17 protein-coding genes and 1 riboswitch are annotated in these 19,171 nt (G+C 38.6%); of the genes, 8 read left to right on the top strand and 9 right to left on the bottom strand.

All coding sequences use genetic code 11. From position 1 onward, the window contains the following. The 4 genes from DUT68_RS18355 to DUT68_RS11935 form a co-directional block, all read right to left on the bottom strand. The coding region (locus tag DUT68_RS18355) for a hypothetical protein (protein WP_198659581.1) at positions 1-199 on the bottom strand (199 nt) is incomplete at its 3' end. Positions 200-305: 106 nt separating this feature from the next. Continuing rightward, the gene (locus tag DUT68_RS11945) at positions 306-2,462 is read right to left on the bottom strand and encodes a peptidase domain-containing ABC transporter (RefSeq protein WP_113638427.1); all 2,157 of its coding nucleotides are present in this window, start codon (positions 2,460-2,462) and stop codon (positions 306-308) included. Positions 2,463-2,479: 17 nt separating this feature from the next. Continuing rightward, entirely contained in the window at positions 2,480-3,601 is a 1,122-nt protein-coding gene (locus tag DUT68_RS11940) for an HlyD family secretion protein (protein WP_237088326.1), read from the bottom strand. Between the two features lie 229 nt (positions 3,602-3,830). Beyond that, on the bottom strand, positions 3,831-4,421 hold the full coding sequence (locus tag DUT68_RS11935; RefSeq protein WP_113638425.1) for a hypothetical protein: 591 nt from the start codon (positions 4,419-4,421) through the stop codon (positions 3,831-3,833). A gap of 242 nt (positions 4,422-4,663) precedes the next feature. On the opposite strand from DUT68_RS11935, the gene DUT68_RS11930 reads away from it, so the two are divergent. Further along, the gene (locus tag DUT68_RS11930) at positions 4,664-4,963 is read left to right on the top strand and encodes a helix-turn-helix transcriptional regulator (protein WP_113638424.1); all 300 of its coding nucleotides are present in this window, start codon (positions 4,664-4,666) and stop codon (positions 4,961-4,963) included. A gap of 449 nt (positions 4,964-5,412) precedes the next feature. On the opposite strand, the gene DUT68_RS11925 is transcribed toward DUT68_RS11930, so the two are convergent. Both DUT68_RS11925 and DUT68_RS11920 read right to left on the bottom strand, forming a co-directional pair. Then, a complete protein-coding gene (locus DUT68_RS11925; protein ID WP_113638423.1) occupies positions 5,413-5,610 on the bottom strand; it encodes a DUF6358 family protein in 198 nt (65 codons plus the stop codon). A 71-nt stretch (positions 5,611-5,681) separates the two neighbouring features. Then, a complete protein-coding gene (locus DUT68_RS11920; RefSeq protein ID WP_113638422.1) occupies positions 5,682-5,999 on the bottom strand; it encodes a rhodanese-like domain-containing protein in 318 nt (105 codons plus the stop codon). A 262-nt stretch (positions 6,000-6,261) separates the two neighbouring features. On the opposite strand from DUT68_RS11920, the gene DUT68_RS11915 reads away from it, so the two are divergent. Further along, positions 6,262-7,362, top strand: a complete 1,101-nt coding sequence (locus DUT68_RS11915) for a DUF4407 domain-containing protein (RefSeq protein WP_113638421.1) — start codon at positions 6,262-6,264, stop codon at positions 7,360-7,362. A gap of 92 nt (positions 7,363-7,454) precedes the next feature. Next, on the top strand, positions 7,455-8,111 hold the full coding sequence (locus DUT68_RS11910; RefSeq protein ID WP_113638420.1) for a DUF1579 domain-containing protein: 657 nt from the start codon (positions 7,455-7,457) through the stop codon (positions 8,109-8,111). A gap of 68 nt (positions 8,112-8,179) precedes the next feature. Here the strand turns inward: DUT68_RS11910 and DUT68_RS11905 are convergent, their stop codons facing one another. Together DUT68_RS11905 and DUT68_RS11900 are read right to left on the bottom strand one after the other, a co-directional pair. Next, positions 8,180-10,483: a TonB-dependent receptor gene (locus DUT68_RS11905; RefSeq protein WP_113638419.1), complete on the bottom strand. Its 2,304-nt coding sequence runs from the start codon at positions 10,481-10,483 to the stop codon at positions 8,180-8,182. A 107-nt stretch (positions 10,484-10,590) separates the two neighbouring features. Next, a complete protein-coding gene (locus DUT68_RS11900) occupies positions 10,591-10,902 on the bottom strand; it encodes a hypothetical protein (protein ID WP_157960853.1) in 312 nt (103 codons plus the stop codon). Between the two features lie 214 nt (positions 10,903-11,116). Between DUT68_RS11900 and hutU the strand changes: the two genes are divergently transcribed. The 4 genes from hutU (at position 11,117) to DUT68_RS11880 (ending at position 16,773) form a co-directional block, all read left to right on the top strand. Further along, entirely contained in the window at positions 11,117-12,757 is a 1,641-nt protein-coding gene (gene hutU, locus DUT68_RS11895; RefSeq protein ID WP_113638444.1) for a urocanate hydratase, read from the top strand. A 158-nt stretch (positions 12,758-12,915) separates the two neighbouring features. After that, a riboswitch (Fluoride riboswitch) is annotated at positions 12,916-12,981 on the top strand. A 27-nt stretch (positions 12,982-13,008) separates the two neighbouring features. After that, positions 13,009-14,313 (top strand): voltage-gated chloride channel family protein, encoded by a 1,305-nt coding sequence (locus DUT68_RS11890; protein WP_198659580.1) that lies wholly within the window; start codon positions 13,009-13,011, stop codon positions 14,311-14,313. A gap of 183 nt (positions 14,314-14,496) precedes the next feature. Beyond that, a complete protein-coding gene (locus DUT68_RS11885; protein ID WP_113638417.1) occupies positions 14,497-15,126 on the top strand; it encodes a hypothetical protein in 630 nt (209 codons plus the stop codon). Positions 15,127-15,465: 339 nt separating this feature from the next. Further along, complete coding sequence (locus DUT68_RS11880; protein ID WP_113638416.1) at positions 15,466-16,773, top strand: DUF3887 domain-containing protein; 1,308 nt, start codon at positions 15,466-15,468, stop codon at positions 16,771-16,773. A gap of 20 nt (positions 16,774-16,793) precedes the next feature. On the opposite strand, the gene DUT68_RS11875 is transcribed toward DUT68_RS11880, so the two are convergent. Beyond that, entirely contained in the window at positions 16,794-17,615 is an 822-nt protein-coding gene (locus tag DUT68_RS11875; protein ID WP_113638415.1) for an SDR family oxidoreductase, read from the bottom strand. Between the two features lie 171 nt (positions 17,616-17,786). On the opposite strand from DUT68_RS11875, the gene DUT68_RS11870 reads away from it, so the two are divergent. Next, a complete protein-coding gene (locus tag DUT68_RS11870) occupies positions 17,787-18,632 on the top strand; it encodes a DUF2911 domain-containing protein (RefSeq protein ID WP_113638414.1) in 846 nt (281 codons plus the stop codon). Positions 18,633-19,171: the final 539 nt, after the last annotated feature.

Genomic DNA, 19,171 nt, shown 5'->3' with positions numbered 1-19,171 from the left:
TACTGAACAGTTTGGAACGTACAGGGATGGATAGTATTTCCGAAATACACACTTTAAGCTTCAACTCATCTAATATGACATATAAGCGTGAAGTAGAGATATTGAGACGCTTTGCTAAGCGAGCTGGAGTTCCTGTGCGCCTTTCATTAATTAGTTTATGCAAAAGGTTAATGCGTTCAATGTATTCGAATAGTTTCATGAGTAGTTATTTAGGTTTTTAGGTATTCTAGTGGTAAACTTTTATAGCTCCTTCGACTAGCTCAGGATGACAAAAATCATAAGCCGAGGATGACAAAATCATAAACTTATGATGACAAATTGCCAAACTGCTGTTTCCATAAATTGTTGTAATGTGCATTTTGCATGCTCAATGCGTCATGCGTTCCTTCCTCTACGACTTTTCCTTTGTCCAGCACAATAATTTTATCGGCATTTTTCACTGTACTTAAGCGGTGTGCAATTACAATAATGGTCTTTTGCTGCTGCACCAATAAATCTATGGTACGTTGTACGTATTGTTCTGAAGCACTATCTAACGAAGAGGTGGCCTCATCTAAAATCAATATTTCCGGATTACGATACAACGCTCTGGCAATGGCAATGCGTTGGCGCTGCCCACCTGAAAGAGAAGTTCCATTCTCGCCCAGATAAGTATTAAAACCTTGCGGAAGACTTTCCACAAAAGAAAGGATACCTAACTGTGTACAAAGCTCGATAATACGTTGCATATTTGGCTCATCATCGCCAACAGCGATGTTATCTATTACATTTCCTGCAAAAAGATCAATTTGCTGAGGCACTACCGCTAATAACTTCCTCAACGAGGCATTATTAAAATATTTAAGTGCATACTTGCCAATCATGATATTGCCCTGCTGGATGGGATAAATATTTTGTAACAACGACATTAGCGTACTTTTACCTGAACCGCTTTCTCCCACAATGGCGGTAAACGTACCAGCATTAATGGTGAGATTTAAATCCTCAAATACCGTGGCCCGGCTGCCATACCTAAACGCCACATTTTCAAACTTGATATCGCCAACAAGGTCAGCCGTAAGTTGCACATTTGCGGTGTCATCTTCCACCTCCAAATCCATAATTTCAAACAACCTGTCTGCTGCAATAATTGCATCTTGTATGATCTTGTTTGAACCGATTAGGCTAGCCGCAGGACCCGTGAAATAACCAATTAAAGTGTAAAAAGAAAAAAGTTCGCCGGGGGTAATTTCGTTATCAAGTACATAACCAGCGCCTATCCAAAGCAAAACAATGGTAAGCAGCTGTGATATCAGTTCAACCGATGTGCCTGAAAAAACGCTATTTTTCCCTGATTTATAGACGGTGCGCAACAAAGTGATGAAGCGTGTTTCGGTTTGGTTATTTGTAAAATCCTCTATACCAAAGCGCTTAATAGTTCCAACAGCGTTTAAACTTTCAACTAATTGGCTTTCCAAATCAGCTGCATTTTCCATGAGCCTCCTCTGTATCTTTTTATTGAGCTTATTGGTGATCAAATAAACCAGCAAATACATCGGTATTACCGCCAGCATAATTAGTGCTAGTTTCCAATAGTAGGTAAACATTAAAGCAAAAGAAAAAATGACGATGAATACATTTACTACTAGACTTGTAGCAACGTCATTAATAAACGCCCTTATTTTCACAGCATCGTTAACCCTGGAAATAATTTCCCCAACACGCATGGTATCGAAAAATTGCTGTGGTAATTTTAGCAGGTGTTTATAGTAGCCTAAAATCAATCGAACATCAATTTGTTGGCCGGTGCGCATGGTAAAAATGGTTTTTGTAGCACCAATGAACAACTGTAGCAATAGAATCCCCACCATAATGATACTCATGAGGTTAAGCAAATTTCTATTGCCATCTACCAAAACATGATCGGTTATTTTTTGTACAAAAATAGATGTTGATAAGCCCAGTATCGTATACACTATAGAACCAAAAAGCGCTTGAAAAACAATGCTTTGATGAGGCGCTATCAGTTGCCAAAATCGGGTGGAATTTGCCACCTTTTCGTTACCAGCTTTAAATGTTTCGGCAGGCAATAGCAACACTAAAACTCCGGTCCACTCTTTTGTAAATTCAGCTAAAATTTTACGTTCTAGTTTCCCGGTAGCTGGATCCATAATTTCTATATGCTTATCGGTTACCTTATAAATTACCACATAATGGTGCAAATGTTGTTTAACGATGACATGAGCAATTGCCGGAAGCGGAATTTTCTTCAAACTATCCAAGGTTCCCTTTACGCCTTTAGCTTCGAATCCTAGTTTAGTAGCGGCTTCAACCAAGCCGAGTACGTTGGTACCTTTAGTGTCTGTACTGGCATACTGCCTAACTTTTGCTACCGGCAGTTTTAACTTGTAATGTGCAGAAATAGATGCCAAGCAAGCGGCACCGCAATCAGTGATATCTCTCTGTTTGATTAATTTAGACATAGGATTTAGATGTATTTTTATTTTTTGGGATTTAGCCAATTATCTGCTTTATCATATAATAGTTGATATAGGCTGCGCTTAGCTACTAGAAAATTGGCGTTAAAAGTCATCCCCTTTTTAATGTAGCCTTTATAACCATTCTTTAGCTGCAAATAATCTTTATCAAGTACACATTTTACTTTGAAGAACGGAGTTTGATTTTGCACAATAACGTCATCAGAAATATCAATTACCTTACCCGTTACCACTCCCCACTGGTTATAGTTAAAAGCATCTATTTGGAAGCGAACTTCCTGAAATTTCTTAATCAAGCCAATATCGCTTGGTTTAACATAGCAAAAGGCAACCAAAGCACTGTCTGGGCTTATCTCTCCTATTTTTTGATTTGCATAAATAAAAGCACCAACTTGCAGCCCGGTGAGGTTTTGGATAGACCCATCAATAGTTGCCTTTAAAGTGTACTGCTTTTCCTGCTCCCTCAATTGAACTTGCTGATTCTTAAGATCACGAAGCTCATTATTCCACTGATTGGCTTCATTGTTCCATTGGCTTCTATACTTTTTTTGAAGAATTTCTTGACCACTCAAAGCATGTTCGTAGTTGAACTTATATTGCTCATATTCAGCAAGTGTAACAGCTTGTTTATTATAAAGTATTTGGTATCGCTGGTAAATTCTAAATGCTTGGTCTGTTTCAATTTTTGCTTTTACTAACTGAGTTTGAAACTCCTGCCAGCTAGCTTGATAAAAGGCGGTCTTTAATTGATGAATTTGTATATTTTTTAAAAGATTTTTAGCATCTGATAGCTTTGCATTTAAATCGTTTGTATGCTCGTCTAGTAATTGGTTTTGTTGTGCAGGTAGGCCAGCGTCAAGTATGAGCAACTTTTCTCCTTTTTTCACCTTTTGGTTGTCTTTCAAATTCACCGAAATCAATCGGCCATTAGCAGGAGATAACAATTCGACTTTTTCTATACCGCTCTGCAAAATTCCTTGTCCTTTAACACTTACAGAGGTGTATATAAATGGCAGAGAAACAAATGTTGCAGCAACAGCAAGTAAGACTACGATATAAATGAGTTGACTTCTCACACGTGTTTGATGCAGGTGAGCTATTGCATTTTCTGAAATATTAATCATAAGGTAGGTAGTGATGATGATTCGCTATATCATTTTTATACGTATAGCGAGATAGTTTAGTTCTTTGTAAAACAATATTTTGATTATCTGTTATTAGGCATAATATGCATTTTGTCATTCTTAAGAATTTCAAGAACCTATTCTAGTAATTGCCAAAGTACAGATTCCTCCTAACGTCGGAATGACAAAACGCTTAAAAAATGCGCCTACAGAAATAATCGAACTTCGTCTACATTATTTTAACACCAATGCTCACAGCACGTCTTTTTATTTCACCACTGCTCAATGCACTCTTTTCTATCGCATTATTCAAACCTATGCGGTACGATACTTCAGGAACGGCGGTAAAATATTTAAACTTAAATGCGTAACCAGCACCTACCGTTGCTAAAAAATTATCTCTAACTAATTTAATCTCTTCCTTTTGCTTGCTTTGCACCATCAAATACTCAATGCCATTAATTAAGGAGAAATTTTTAAAAAGTCTGATGTCAAGTTTTAGCGGAATGAACGTATTTTGATCTTTTAATTGCAAGGTGGCATTAGTAGCCTTATCAACTAAAGTGTGACTTTCAAAATTTAACGTTGGCGCTAAACTTAGCCTTAACGATTGATTTAAATTTAAGGCACAAATAGCGCCCAAACCCCAGCCGATATCTGTTTTAAAAGCCGTAGTTGGATCCGTAGTGCTAAAGAAATTGATGTTACTTGTTACTAAATAACCCAAACGGATTTGGTTTGACTTTGGTTGATTTTGGCTGAAACTACTGATGCCAATACATAGAAATAGCACACACAGTGCTGTCACTTTGTTTTTCATGGGAGATAATTTTAATAGGTTAGATAAATGTTAAAGTCGAAGCTCGACTTGCTATGGCTAATAACTTTCAAAAAGTAATTTTATTATGCCTTATTCAACAGCTATATTTTACCGTTGAACGTCAAAAATATCTGCTTTGATGTAGATATCAAAAAAAACCACCCTATAAAAAATTTAGGGTAAAGTTTGCAAATCATTTAAAGTTCATGCTATATTAGTGCTACATCTGAAAAACAAATACCATGAAAAAAGCAGTCGGGAAAGTCATAAAGGCTTTCAGAGAACATCTTAATTACAAGCAAGAATTTGTAGCAAAAAAACTGAATGTAACCGTAGCAACGCTAGCCAATATTGAAAACGGCCGTGTAAGTATTGATATTGTAAAGCTACATAAGTTGAGCCTCATTTTCAAAGTTCCCCTTAAAGACATTATTACGCTAGCTTCGGAAATTTTTGAGAAAGGCAGTGATGATGGATTGCGATTTGCGGTAGCGTATATGCGTTATGGAGCTCCCGATAACGATTTGGAGCTGGCGTGCTAGCGCCAATATTTTAAACAAAGAACGAATAAACGTCAAAGCAAATTTGAGTAACGCTTAAACGCAAGCTTCTAGGAAGTAGTTCTACAACATACTCAAAATCAAACTTTTACAGATGAGTTTTTTCACTTTTAGCTTAAGAGATTAAAGGAGTAACAGTCTTTTTGACGAAATTTACCCTATATTAAATTTAGGGTGAAAGTTCTTTACATAACGTTAAAGAGTGATTAAATTCGTTTCAATATCCTACATTATTGCCATGAAAAACAACCTTAATTAATTAGAAAATTGAATGAGGTTAGGCTGTAAAACGGCTTTTCTACCTAAAGCCATCAGCCAATTTAAAAGCCACCCTAGCCAAAAAATCATGGCAGGGTGGACTAAAAAAAATTTTCTTCTAAAATTGCCTATAATCCTAAGCTACCATGTGCGGAAGCAGATTATAGGCGCTCTCATTTTCGAGGGCCAGACTTAAGTTCTTCCTTAAGTGTTTTTATCAATTTTATTTTGAAATAAAGAAAAGCGGCAAAGGCTGCAATCAGAAAGATAGAAATTAAAGGGCTTTTATTTTCGTAAGCCCAAACGGCGCCTAAAATGCACATTATTAACGCAAGGTTATAAAATGCGTTAAGCAAAATTTTCTTCTTCATAATTTAATGATAGATTGGTTGAATTTTGAAGTATGGAAACTACTTGATATCATTCAAAATCCAATCACTTATTAGTAAACAGGCATATTTGGGTCAAAAGCTTCCTGCCAAGCTAAAATACCACCTTTTAAATTATACAAATTATCGAAACCATGCACTTGCTCTAATTGCATAATAGCAGCCGCACTACGCTTGCCACTGCGGCACTGTACAATTACCGGTTTATCTCTATCAATTTTATCGGCCTCAATTAAAATGCCACCCAAAGGTATGTTCAAGCCATCCAAATTAGAGGTTTCATATTCAAATGTTTCTCTAACATCGATCAATTGAAAAGGCTCTTTATTATCTATTTTTTGCTTTAAGTCTTGTACTGTAACTTCTTTCATTGTATTAAGTTTGATATTACCAAAGATACGAATTACGGCATTAATTAATTTAAGAACAATGTTGCAAAGGTATTTTTACTTTTTAATGTGCAACGGAAGTTTGCCGCAAAGCTTAACAAGCACCGATATCGTTTTTAAACTTCCATTTTCTACTTGTGGCTTCAATTTTCGAATGGCTGTTTCCATTACCTAGGATTATATTTTTGGCAAACTGTAACAATTGGCTTTGCCAGTCGTTTAATGTTTATTTAAATTGGTTATCATGAACCGCATTTCCCGCTTTCTTTGGTTTTGTGCCGGCGCTCACCTAGCTACGCTCGAAAAACATCCAACTGATCATAATAAATACATGGGCATTGGTGCCACTATTTTTTTCACTGGGCTATTTGCCGCCTTATCAGGTGGTTATGCAATGTATTTTGTTTTTAAGGGTGGAGATTTTGCTTGGCTATTTTCTTTATTTTTTGGACTAATTTGGGGTCTGGCCATCTTCAACATGGACCGCTACATTGTGGGCAGTTTAGATAAAAATGCCAGTACCAATAAACAGTTGCTACAAGCCACTCCTCGTATTTTACTTGCCATTATGATTGGCATGGTAATATCTAGGCCCTTAGAGCTAAAAATATTTGACAAAGAAATTAAGGAAAAACTGAAAGTAAGCTACCTCAATGGACAACGCTCCAAAATTGATACGCTAAACAAAGCATTCGATAAAAAATACACTATAGAAATTGGCAAGCTAAACGACCTTAAAGCACAACGCGATTCGCTAGCGTCTGGTATCAAAAGCGATAGGCAAAAATTGAATTACGAGATTTTCGGCAATAAAACTACCGAAACCTCCGGTGTAATGGGCTATGGACCTTATGCTAAACGTAAGGAAAGTGAGCTCAAGCAACGTCAGCAAAACTTAGATACACTAAATGCCGACATCAGAAAAATGGAAAAATTTGTGGATGGCAGAAAACAGTTTGATGGCTTGATGAGCGAAAAATTATACACCTCAAAACAGCTGGATAGTTTGGCAAACATTGCAGGTTTTGCAGACAGAAACTGGGCGCTTGGCCAATTAAGCTTCAATCCTGACGGGTCAAAGGACTTTAATACTTCACTTGCTATTACCTTTATTGGTTTACTGTTTATCTTTTTTGAATGCTTACCGGTTTTTGTGAAATTGATGAGCGCTAGAGGTTCTTATGACCATGCAATAGAAAACGCAGAGAAAGTACAGGTGCATTTATCAGATAAGGATAGAGATGCCGAAATTGCAGTTGCTGATCAAATACAGGATACGAGAATCAGCATTAAAACACAGCAAAAAATAGACGAACTCAGAAATAGTCAACCGCCATCTTTTTAATTTAGGTCCTGATTTCGTCTTTACTAAAACCAAAGTTTTAGCTATCTTGTTAATCATAATAATTAACCCAGATCTAAACTAATTTTTAAGCAATGAGAAATTCAGTGATGGCAGCAAGTGTTTTATTGCTGTTAGCTAGTGCTTGCAGCAACGATAAAAAAGATAAAGCTGCAGCTACAGATAGCATGAAAGTTGATACTATGGCCAACATGGTTGATACTTCGCAAACCAAACCTATTGACTCGGCAACTGCGGCTAAAGCTTGGGAAACGTACATGAAACCCGGTAATGAGCATCAAATGCTAGCGCAATCAGTAGGAAACTGGAATGCTGAAATTACGTTTTATTCGCCTAGCGGTGAAATCGTGTCTACCAACACGGGCATCAAAGCGGAAACTAAAATGATTTTGGGTGGGCGTTATCAACAATCAACGTATAAAGGGCAAATTGATGGCATGCCTTTCGAAGGTGTAGGCACCACGGGTTTTGACAATGCAAAAAAAGTTTATGTAAGTACTTGGATGGATAACATGGGCACTGGCGTGATGTACTTAGAAGGCACTTTTAAAGAATCAACTAAAATGCTAACCTCAATGGGTAGTGCTACAGATGTAGTGACAGGCAAGGCGATGAAGGTTAGGGAAACTTTAACGTTTGCTGATGACAATATCCAATTGATGGACATGTTTGATACCAAAGATGGTAAAGAAGTGAAAACAATGTCTATCAAACTCACTCGAGTAAAATAAATACCACATAAAAAAAGACTTACGAAGCTTGAAACCTTCGTAAGTCTTTTAATACCCAAATAAGTTTCCTACAACGGCAAGCTAATTCCAAAGCTTACATTACGGCCTGGGTTAAAAATACCCGCTAACTTATAGCGACTTAAGTGATTGTAATAAAGCTTATTTGTTAAGTTCTGCCCGGTAATCCAAACATTTAATTTTCCTCTTTTAGTTTTAAACGAGGTGCCAACTCCGGCATCCAACAAAGTGTAGCCATCGGTTTCTGTTTCAAACTGATCAATTCTATCTTGTTTAAATACGTTAGTTAGTCCAACTTTGATAAAGCTATCGTTTAAGCCTTTAATGCTAGGCTCAAACCTAATTTCATTATTTAAACTAGCTGCCGGAATAAAAGGCAAAGGTGAATTGGTGGCGTTGTTTGTTCCTTTTACATAAGCAAAAGTATTTTCGAAGTGCAAGGCTTTAATCAGGTGAAAATCTACCGAAGCCTCACCACCTACTAAATTCGCATCAGTTTGTAAATAGCGATAAACAGGCAATGTTTCCGTATTGCCATCGTGGTCTGTAGCCACAATGGTTTCCCCATTTAAATTGCTTAAATAAATGTAATTGTAAATTTTATTGCTGTAAGCATTTAAGCCCAAAGTGATGTTTTCAGCTTGATAAGTTAAGCCTAAATCAAACTGTAAGCTGGTTTCCTGTTTTAGGGCACTGTTACCAATTTCGTATCTAAACGTACCTTCGTGTTTGCCATTAGCGCCAAGCTCGGCAATATTTGGCGCCCTAAAACCCGATCCAATATTTCCTTTTAAGTTTAGGTTTTTTGCGATATCAAAGGCAAAACCAAAAGAGCCGGTAAAATTGGAAAAACTATTGTTAAATGCGCTAAAGATTTGATCCTGATGGTCGCCGTGATCTTCAAACAAATCCTTACCATCTATTTTTTTATAGTCGTAACGCACACCCGCATTAACTGCCCCATTTTCGAAATTACGTTTTAAGTAAGCAAAGGCACCAATGTTATTGCTGTTGTAATCAGGCACCAAAAATTCTTCGCCACTATTTACATTGGTTTGGTACATTCCCTGTAAGCCAATAGTTGGCTCCCATTTACCATCGTTAGCAAAAGAATATTTCACATCGTAAGTGTAGGAATTTAAGCCCAGATTTAACCCTGGTTCATCTTTACTTTCTTCAAATTCTTTCCTGATGTTACGCTGAAAGGCAAGCGTGGATTTCAATTGTCCACCGCCAATTAAAATGTTGCTATTTAAAGCTGCACGGTAGTGGTTGATATTTTGGAAAGGAAGATTCAAGCTTCTGCTTTTCGCTTCTTTGTTGCTAATTACGTTACCATCTTCATCCAAGTAGTTGCCATTATCATCAGGCCCTTCTTCAACCAAACCAATGTTTGTCGCAAAGCGAGATAAACTCAAATGTGTATAACCCCAAGTTTTGTTTAAACCCAGCATGGCGCTAGTATTGATTTCGTTAAAGCCAGCATTTGGCACCACATGTCCTTTATAACCAAAACCATAGGAGTTTTTATAAGATACACGGCCGCGATATACAAAACCATTGGTATTTCCTTGCATCATTAAGGAAGATGCGGTTAAGCCACCATTGGTATTGTAATTGGTAGTAAAACTCCCGTTGTAAGTTCCTTCAGCAGGAACCAGATCGTCAATGATATTAATTACACCGCCCAAAGCGTCTGAGCCGTACAGCAAACTTGCCGGACCTTTCAACACTTCAATTCGAGCTGCTGAAAACTGGTCTACCTGTACACCATGCTCATCACCCCACTGCTGTCCTTCTTCTCTAGCGCCATCCACCATCGTTAATACCCTGTTGTAGCCTAAACCGCGGATAGTTGGCTTTGAAATGGCACCACCGGTAGTTACCTGAGCTACACCCGGCACTTTAGCGATAGCATCTACCAAATTGGTAGCGGCAGATTGCGCCAGTTTATCTCTGCTCACAGCAACTACAGCCAAACTGTTAGTTTTATTATTAGCACTAAAAGGAGTTCCGGTAATCACCACTTCGGCGCTTTCAATTGCTGATGGTTCTAATGAAAAAACAACTTCCTGTTGCGACGACAAATCAATTAGTTTGGATGATGTTTTATATCCTAAATATCGAACCTCCAATAAAAATTTCCCTTTTGCAGGAAGATTGTTGAAGGTAAACTCACCATTAGCATTAGTAGAAACCGAAAGTTTTAAGTCAGAAATATGTAGGGTTGCGCCAGCTAAAGGCGTTTGTGTTGTTGCATCTAAAACCTTTCCCTTAATGGTTGCAAGTGTATTTGCGAAGGCTTGTACAGATAAAAATAAACTTAATAATATTAAAAAGTGTGATCGTTTCATAAACAAAATATAGCTCAGCTTTTTTGGGCTGAGAGGTAAATAAATAATTAATCCATAGCATAACCCCAGCTTAGGGCAGCCAAAAAATTAACAAGAAATAAAATGATTTATGAAAAGCTTGGTGGACCACGTAAACAACGTGATATGATACTGGTGAAGGGCTTGCCGGCTAATTTCAATATTAGCTTTATCGGATTAGTCTTCAGGTAAATCAGGAAAGTATCAAAATCGGAGGTATAATTTTTTTCGAAATGCGCCTTACAAACCAAACAGTTTTCTGTTGATGTTTTAACGTGTACAGTATGTGTACAGTGTTTTTCGTTAATAGCGGCTTCCTCTTCGTGATGATGCAATGCGCCCCAAGGCGTAATGGCTAGGGTAAAAACCGCCAATATGCCAAAAGCAAAAAGTTGTTTCAAGAAATTACGCTTTCTAGCTCGCATTGTTGTACAAAACTAATCAAATAATAATTATTCGCTACTTTTGAAATTGTAACAATGAAGGTATTTGAGATTTAAGGTTACGATTTTAAATTTCTATGACCAAAAAACGCAGTTTAGGAGGCTTTTTACATACCAACGCTCAACGCAAAAAGTCCTTTTAGATCGTAAAACAAATATAACCACCAAATATATGAACCTGAAAGAAAGCCAAACTCCCAGGGGTAGCACTTTAAATTGTAAAGGATGGGTGCAGGAAGCCGCCTTACGCATGTTATTGAATAACCTTGATCCGGCAGTTGCCGAAAGACCTGAAGACTTGATTGTTTACGGCGGCAGAGGAAAAGCAGCTAGAAACAAAGAAGCCCTGGAACTCATTATTAAAGCTCTAAAAAATTTAGAGGAAGATGAAACCCTTCTCATCCAATCTGGAAAACCTGTAGGTGTGTTGCCTACGCATAAAGATGCCCCAAGAGTTTTAATTTCCAACTCGCAGTTGGTGCCAAAATGGGCAACCCAGCAACATTTTGACGAACTGGAAGACAAAGGTTTGATGATGTATGGGCAAATGACTGCAGGTTCGTGGATTTACATTGGCTCGCAGGGCATAGTGCAAGGCACTTACGAAACTTACGCCGCTTTGGCAAAAATGCATTTTGATGGTAGTTTGAAAGGTAAATTGAATGTAACCGCTGGCTTAGGCGGCATGGGCGGTGCACAACCATTAGCTATTACCATGAACGAAGGGGTTTGCTTAGCTGCTGACGTAGAAGAATGGCGCATCAAAAAACGTTTAGAAACAAGATATATTGATGAAATTGCCTACGATATTGACGAAGCAATTGACAAGGCCTTAACTTATAAAGAAGAACAAAAAGCAATTTCCATTGGTGTGGTTTGCAATGCGGTGGATTTACTGCAAAGGCTCATCGACAGAAATATTACACCCGGTACACTGACCGATCAAACGTCCGCACATGATCCATTAATTGGATACTTCCCCGAAGGGCTATCCGTAAAAGAAGCTGCCGATTTACGCACCAAAACTCCAGAAGAATATACCAAAAGAAGCTATGCCACCATGGCCAAGCATGTGCAGCAAATGCTTGAGTTGCAAAAACGAGGCGCCATTACTTTTGACTATGGCAACAATTTACGTGGCAGGGCTTTGGAAGTAGGTGTTAAAAATGCCTTCGATTTCCCGGGCTTTGTTCCGGCCTATATTCGTCCGTTGTTTTGCGAAGGAAAAGGTCCATTCCGCTGGGCAGCATTAAGTGGCGACCCACAGGACATTTACGAAACGGACAAACTGATTTTGGAACTTTTTCCAGAAAATGAAAGCTTGAAAAGGTGGATCACCATGGCACAAGAGCGCATCGCTTTTCAAGGCCTGCCTGCCCGCATTTGCTGGTTGGGACAAGGCGAAAGAGAAAAGGCTGGCTTAGCTTTCAATAAATTAGTAGCTGATGGCAAAGTAAAGGCACCAATTGTAATCGGCCGCGACCACTTAGATACTGGTTCGGTAGCTTCACCAAATAGGGAAACCGAAGCCATGTTGGATGGCTCAGACGCAGTAGCCGATTGGCCAATTTTAAACGCACTAATTAACACTGCTGGTGGCGCAAGTTGGGTTTCTTTGCATCATGGTGGTGGTGTGGGCATAGGTTACTCCATACATGCAGGCATGGTAATAGTAGCAGATGGAACTGAAGATGCAGCCAAAAGATTAAAGCGAGTATTGCACAACGACCCGGCAATGGGCGTAATAAGACACGCTGATGCAGGCTATGACATTGCACAGGATACGTTAAGAAAACACAGGTTGGGTCTATAATCTTACCCACAGATACACAGATGCTAAAGTCGTCATCTTTATTTCAGCCTTAGTAAGCTGGCGGCGATTTGGAACAAAGCATTTCAATTTATTTTTTACTACAAATTGAGGAGAAGAAAATAAATTAGCTGTGTATCTGTGCTTAATTTTTATTTACTTTGCAATAAGGAAATGGTGTCTTCCTATTTGAACCGCCCTAAAAAGCTGATGGCGCCTGGTTATAAATGCTTTAACATTTAATCAGGATCAGTATGTCTTCATCAAAAACACAACCAGTGCAAGCAAGTAACAGTCGCTTAAGCAATTTTTTCAATCAATTTCCAGCTATTCCCTATTTGGCAAAGTGGATTTTAATTACCGCTTTACTGGGTGTTTTAATAGGTAGCGCTTCGGCCTTTTTCCTTTTCTCTTTGCAATGGGCAACTCAGCTACGTGAGCAAAATTTGTGGCTCATTGCCTTATTACCAATAGGTGGTTTGCTCATTGGCTTACTTTATCATTATTACGGTAAAGATATCGAAGGCGGCAACAACTTATTAATCGATACCATACATCAGCCTGCGCAAAAAATTCCTTTTAAAATGACGGTTTTCATTTACTTAGGAACAATTGCTACTCATCTTTTTGGAGGTTCTGCAGGCAGGGAAGGCACCGCACTACAAATGGCAGGAGGCATTGCCGACCAACTCACCAAACCGCTGCGCTTATCAGATGAAGACAGAAGAACCCTCATCATTGCAGCTGTTGCGGCTGGTTTCGGGGCTGTATTTGGAACTCCATTAGCCGGGGCAATATTTGCTATGGAATTCTTTTTCGTTGGTAAATTGAGGTACAATTCTATTTTTCCTGCTTTTGCAGCCGCAATTTTAGCCAATCAGGTTACCCATTTATGGCATGCAGAACATACCGTTTACCATATTCCTTGGGTGCCACCAACCACATTACTAAACTTAGGCTACGCCGTAATTGCTGGCATAATTTTCGGTATTTGCGCCGCAGCCTTTAGCAAAACACTAAGGTTTGTAGGCCAGTTTTTTAAGGCCCGAATTAAATATCCTCCGTTCAGACCATTGGTAGGTGGAATTGTTTTGGCACTGATCATTTACTCGATGGGCACCACGCAATACATTGGCTTAGGCATTCCAACCATCGTAGCATCGTTTGAACAACAAATGCCAGTTTATGCTTTTGCCATTAAAATAGCGTTAACTGTAATTACTTTGGCTGCGGGCTTTAAAGGCGGCGAAGTAACGCCCTTATTTTTCATTGGCGCAACCTTAGGCAGTGCTCTAGCTGCAATATTGCCGCTACCAATAGCTTTATTAGCAGGTATGGGCTTTGTAGCGGTGTTTGCAGGCGCTACCAATACACCTTTAGCTTGTACGTTAATGGCCTTGGAACTATTTGGCAGCCAATGCGCAGTTTACGTGGCCGTGGCTTGTATTGTAGCTTATTTTTTATCTGGACATACCGGAATTTACGGCCGACAAATTATTGGCGAGGCTAAAAATCCACGTTGGTCAAAAGATCAGAACAAGCTGATCAATGATTTGTAAACGCACCTTACTAAATCAATTACCAACACCAGTGCCTGCTATCCAATTAACCAAATAAAGTTAAACTTAACAACGCCATTGCTGTTTAAGCATTAGTTTTAAGCATTTTATGTTGACCAAAAGTGAAGCTAATTTTTAATAAATCCTCTTATTGATTTCTAAAATATCTGTATATTCGAACCCATGCAACATCATAACTTCGACGTAGATATCGTCATTCCTTCATCAAAACAAAAAGTAAAAATTACAGCCGATGCTATCGAGGTTAATCAAACTCGAATTGCTTGCAACGATGTTGCGGCGGTAAAATATGGTGTATCATTAATTGGCCCTGTTAAAAAACCAATTAAAAAGAAATATACCATTGATGTAAAAAGCAAGGACGGAAAAACCATAAGCGTTCAGTTTGAGAGCAGCAAAGTGGAAGAGTTACTTGAAGAAGACCACACGTATTACTACATCATGTCGGGTTTATGGCAGTATGTAAAAAAACATTTGGTGAGTGATTTTATCGAACAATTGAATGAGCAAAAGCAACTTGAAGTAGGTGCCGCAAAGTTCAATTATCAAGGCTTCGAAATGGCATATAAAACATGGTTTTTCGGCAAAACAAAAACCACTATTGTGCCTTGGAGCCAAATCAAATATTTCCTAGATAAAGGCGTGCTGCATGTTCAGGATATGTACGATAAGAAAAAGAACATCAACGTAAGTTTGCATAATGATTGGAATGCAGTTGTGCTAAATACTTTATTGCATTATTTATCGCAAGAGCACCGAAAAGAAAATCTGGAAAAAGGCGAAAAAATATAACTAGGAACCCCAACGTAACGCTGGGGTTTTTTTATTAGAAATCAACCTGCATTTGTTTGGTAATGTGTCCCCAAAACGTCTTTTAACGGCACTCAACTTCTTTTAAAGAATACAATTGAATGTCCGTAATTTCTAATAAGCCTATTTTTTAAGCGTTTTGCCATTCCGACGTTAGGAGGAATCTATACTTGGCAACTATGGGAATAGACTCTTGAAATTTTCAAGAATTACAAAATGCAGATTATGCCTAATAACCGACAATCAAAAAAACAGCGTTGATTTTTTTCAAAAAATAGTACATTTGGCTTTCTTGAATCCAATTAAAATCTATTTGTACTTATGAAGAAGTGCGCTTTTCTGTTGCTGTTAATGCTTTTCGCATTCCATAGTTTTTCCCAAAATATATTTAGCTTATTTGGCAAGGCCAACAATTTTTTCGATTTGTTTGTAGCTGGTAAATTTGAGGAAGCTCATAACTACTTTTCCGAAGAAGGTAAAACAAAAGTTACAGCGGAGAATTTAAAGCAGTTTTGGACCAACATGGAAGCGACATTGGGAAAAGCAAAAGCTTTAGACGCCACCGGAAGTAAAAATCAAGGTGAGTTTTATGCGGTAACAGTAAGCGGCGAATTTCAGTTTGGCAAGCAAGATTTTGTACTGTTATTCGATAAAACCGAGAAACTGGTTGGATTGCATTTGCCTCCAAAATTGGCAAGCTACCGATCTCCAGGTTATGCGGATACTACACTTTTCAAAGAAATCCCAACCTACGTTAAATCGGGCAACCATCAACTGGCGGCTGTAATTAGCGTTCCAAAGGATGGCAACAGCTTTCCAATTGTAGTACTGGTACACGGCTCGGGACCTAATGATATGGATGAAACCATTGGTCCAAATAAACCATTTAAAGATATTGCTGCCGGACTAGCAGCTAATGGTATTGCTTCGGTAAGATATGTAAAACGTACGCTGTTATATGCCAACGAGTTTAGTGGTGCTTTTACGGTTAAAGAAGAAGTTTTAGACGATGCGCTGCAAGCCATCGAATTGGCTAAAAATGTTGAAGGGGTTGATAAGAAACAGATTTATGTGTTAGGACACAGCTTGGGCGGCATGTTAGCTCCGCGTATTGCAACTTTGGTTCCAGACTTGAAAGGAATTATACTGGCGGCAGCACCTGCTAAAAGCCTAACCGATATCATTATTGAGCAAAATAAATACATGGTAGCGCAAAGCAAAGATACCACCGCAGCCATGCAACAAAACTTGAAAAATGCTATTGCAGAGATAGAAAAAACAAGAATCAATAAACTTGGAAACATGAAAGCAGATTCTTTACTGCTAGGCTTGCCGGCTAGCTACTGGGTTGATTTGAACAGCTATAACCAAGTTGAAACTGCGAAGAAATTAAAACAACGAATTTTCATCATACAGGGAGGATATGACTTCCAAGTACCAGAATCGGATTTCAATTTATGGAAAGAAGCTTTGGGCAGCAATACCAATGTGAGCTTCAAGTTCTATCCCGATTTTAACCATTTGTTTAGTCAGCAACAGGAAAAAGGAAATATGTTGCAATACCAAACACCTGCAAGCGTAGAGCAACGTACCATCGAGGATCTTTCCAATTGGATTAAGGAACTGTAGCTAGCCTTTCGCTAAATATGTTATAGCGTTGGCTGCTTCATCCATTCAAACCAATTTTGAACTTTAAAAACGTAGCCCAATTTTTCGGGCAGGGCAACGGCATTAATCTGTTTCCACTCCAGCAGCTCATCTTTAAAATGGGGCGGCTGCATCCCCGATACTTCGCATAAACCGCTGTAAAATTCCGATCTACTTGGATGATGTGGCACTACGGCATGGTAAATTTCACCAAATTTCTGCGTTTCTAGCAAGTGCGCACAAACCCCAATGCAATCATCCAGCGTAATGAGGTTTACTGGTGCTTTACCGTTGGCAACATCAGTTTTACCTGCAAAAAATTTTGCCAAGTTCCTTCCGGGACCAAGCAAACCAGCAAAACGAATAATCGTCACCGAAAACTGCGGATAGGCTTTCCATAAATTTTCTGCTTCCAAAAGTACCTTACCAGCTTCAGTATTGGGTTGCGGACAATCTCTTTCGTCTACAGCAAAATTGCCATCTTCAAAAACGCCTGTTGAGCTGATAAAAACCAAGTGCTTGATCTTTCCTTTAGCCGCCTCCGCAATTGGTTTTAGTTTGGTAACATAATGTACCGCATCGGCAGATTTAGCCCTCGGTGGCACATTCACTAACAAAACATCCGTATCGAAAAAATCAGTTGGCAAATCGTCACCTTGGTTGAGGTCAATTAAAAAAGGAGCAATACCATCACGCTTTAACTCACTCAGCTTTTGTTCGCTTGTAGTGGATCCTTTAACCTCATAACCTTTGGCTAACAGATGTTTAGCAAACGACAAACCAAACCATCCACAGCCTAAAATACTTACTTTTTCAATTTCCATCGCCGCAAAATAGGATTTACACACCAAAACACCATGCTTTAATTGCTAAACCAATCTCAACTGATCGCTAAATAACAAAAGCATGATAAACTCAAAATAATTATTACTTAATTTTAGGCCATTGCAAGCACCAACTGCTTCGAAAATTAATTTATCAAACCATTTAAAAAAATGAAATCAATCAAACTCATTTTAGTACTATTTGTATTGGTTGCCCTAGGGCAAAATGGCCAAGCGCAGGGCTTAAAACTTCCTCAACCAAGTACTACACAAACTTTAACACAAGATTTTGGTTTAGGCAAAATTAGCGTAGTTTATTCGCGTCCAAATGTAAAGGGGCGTAAAATTTTTGGCGCACTTGAACCTTACGATAAGGTTTGGCGTACAGGTGCAAACTCGGCTACCGTAGTTAAATTTACTGAGGCAGTTAAAATAGAAGGCAAAGATCTTGCTGCTGGCGAGTATGCTTTATTTACCATTCCCGGTAAAACAGAGTGGACTATCATTTTTAACAAAGGAACCAAAGAATGGGGTGCGTATACTTATAGCGAAGCAAATGATGTGCTACGTGTGAAAGTAAAACCATCAGTTTTAAAAGACAAAGTAGAAACTTTTACTATCCAGTTTGCAAGCGTTTACGATACCTCGGCACAACTACAATTGGCTTGGGAAAACACTTTGGTGAGCGTAAACCTAACTACCTCATTTGATGATAGGGTAATGGCAAACATTGCAGAAGCAATGAAAGGCGACAAAAAACCTTACTTCCAGTCGGCACTTTATTATTTTAACAATGGTAAAGATTTAAAAACAGCTTTAGCTTGGATGAACGAGGCAGAGAAAGAAATGGTTGATGCCCCTTGGGTAAAACTTTGGAAAGGCCGTGTGCAATTGAAAATGGGCGATAAAGCCGGTGCAGCTAAAAGTGCAAAAGAAGGTGTTGAAATCGCTACAAAAATTAAAAACGACGAGTACATCCGTTTGAATACACAATTGTTGGAAGAAACGAAAAAATAAGCCGTTGGTTGTCATTTCAACTGATTAAAAGAAGTGGAGAAATCTTTAACTGGGTTTCTCCATTTTTTTTGCATTCTATTTTGGTGTGATTTCTGTTTTTTGAAAAGCAATTTTAGTGCTGCTATTTACGCTAGTCCCGCTTTCGCTCATAGTCCGCTCCCTAGCTCGCCTCGGGATGCGGGCTAATCCGCTCAATCGGGTTTAGCTATCAAAACATCTACAACACACGCCTTTTTCTTTGCGAAAACGCTGCGAACTTTGCGTTAAAAATAACACGCCAAACTTTACTTAAACCATAAAAATTTTACCGCAAAGTTTTGAAGTAGCCGCAAAATACGCTAAGAGAAAACTTGTACTAAGAAAAAACTTACGCAGTTTTAAAAACTTCGTAAGTTTCTAATGTAAATCCTAATCCTCCGCTTTAAAACCTCTCTTTTCTTCGCGAAAACGCTGCGAACTTTGCGTTAAGAAATTAACACGCCAAACTTTACTTAAACCATAAAAATCTAACGCAAAGTTTTGAAGTAACCGCAAAGTAC

Origin of the sequence: Pedobacter zeaxanthinifaciens, assembly GCF_003313335.1 — a bacterium.
Taxonomy (GTDB): domain Bacteria; phylum Bacteroidota; class Bacteroidia; order Sphingobacteriales; family Sphingobacteriaceae; genus Pedobacter; species Pedobacter zeaxanthinifaciens.
This window is presented reverse-complemented; position numbering and strand designations above follow the sequence as displayed.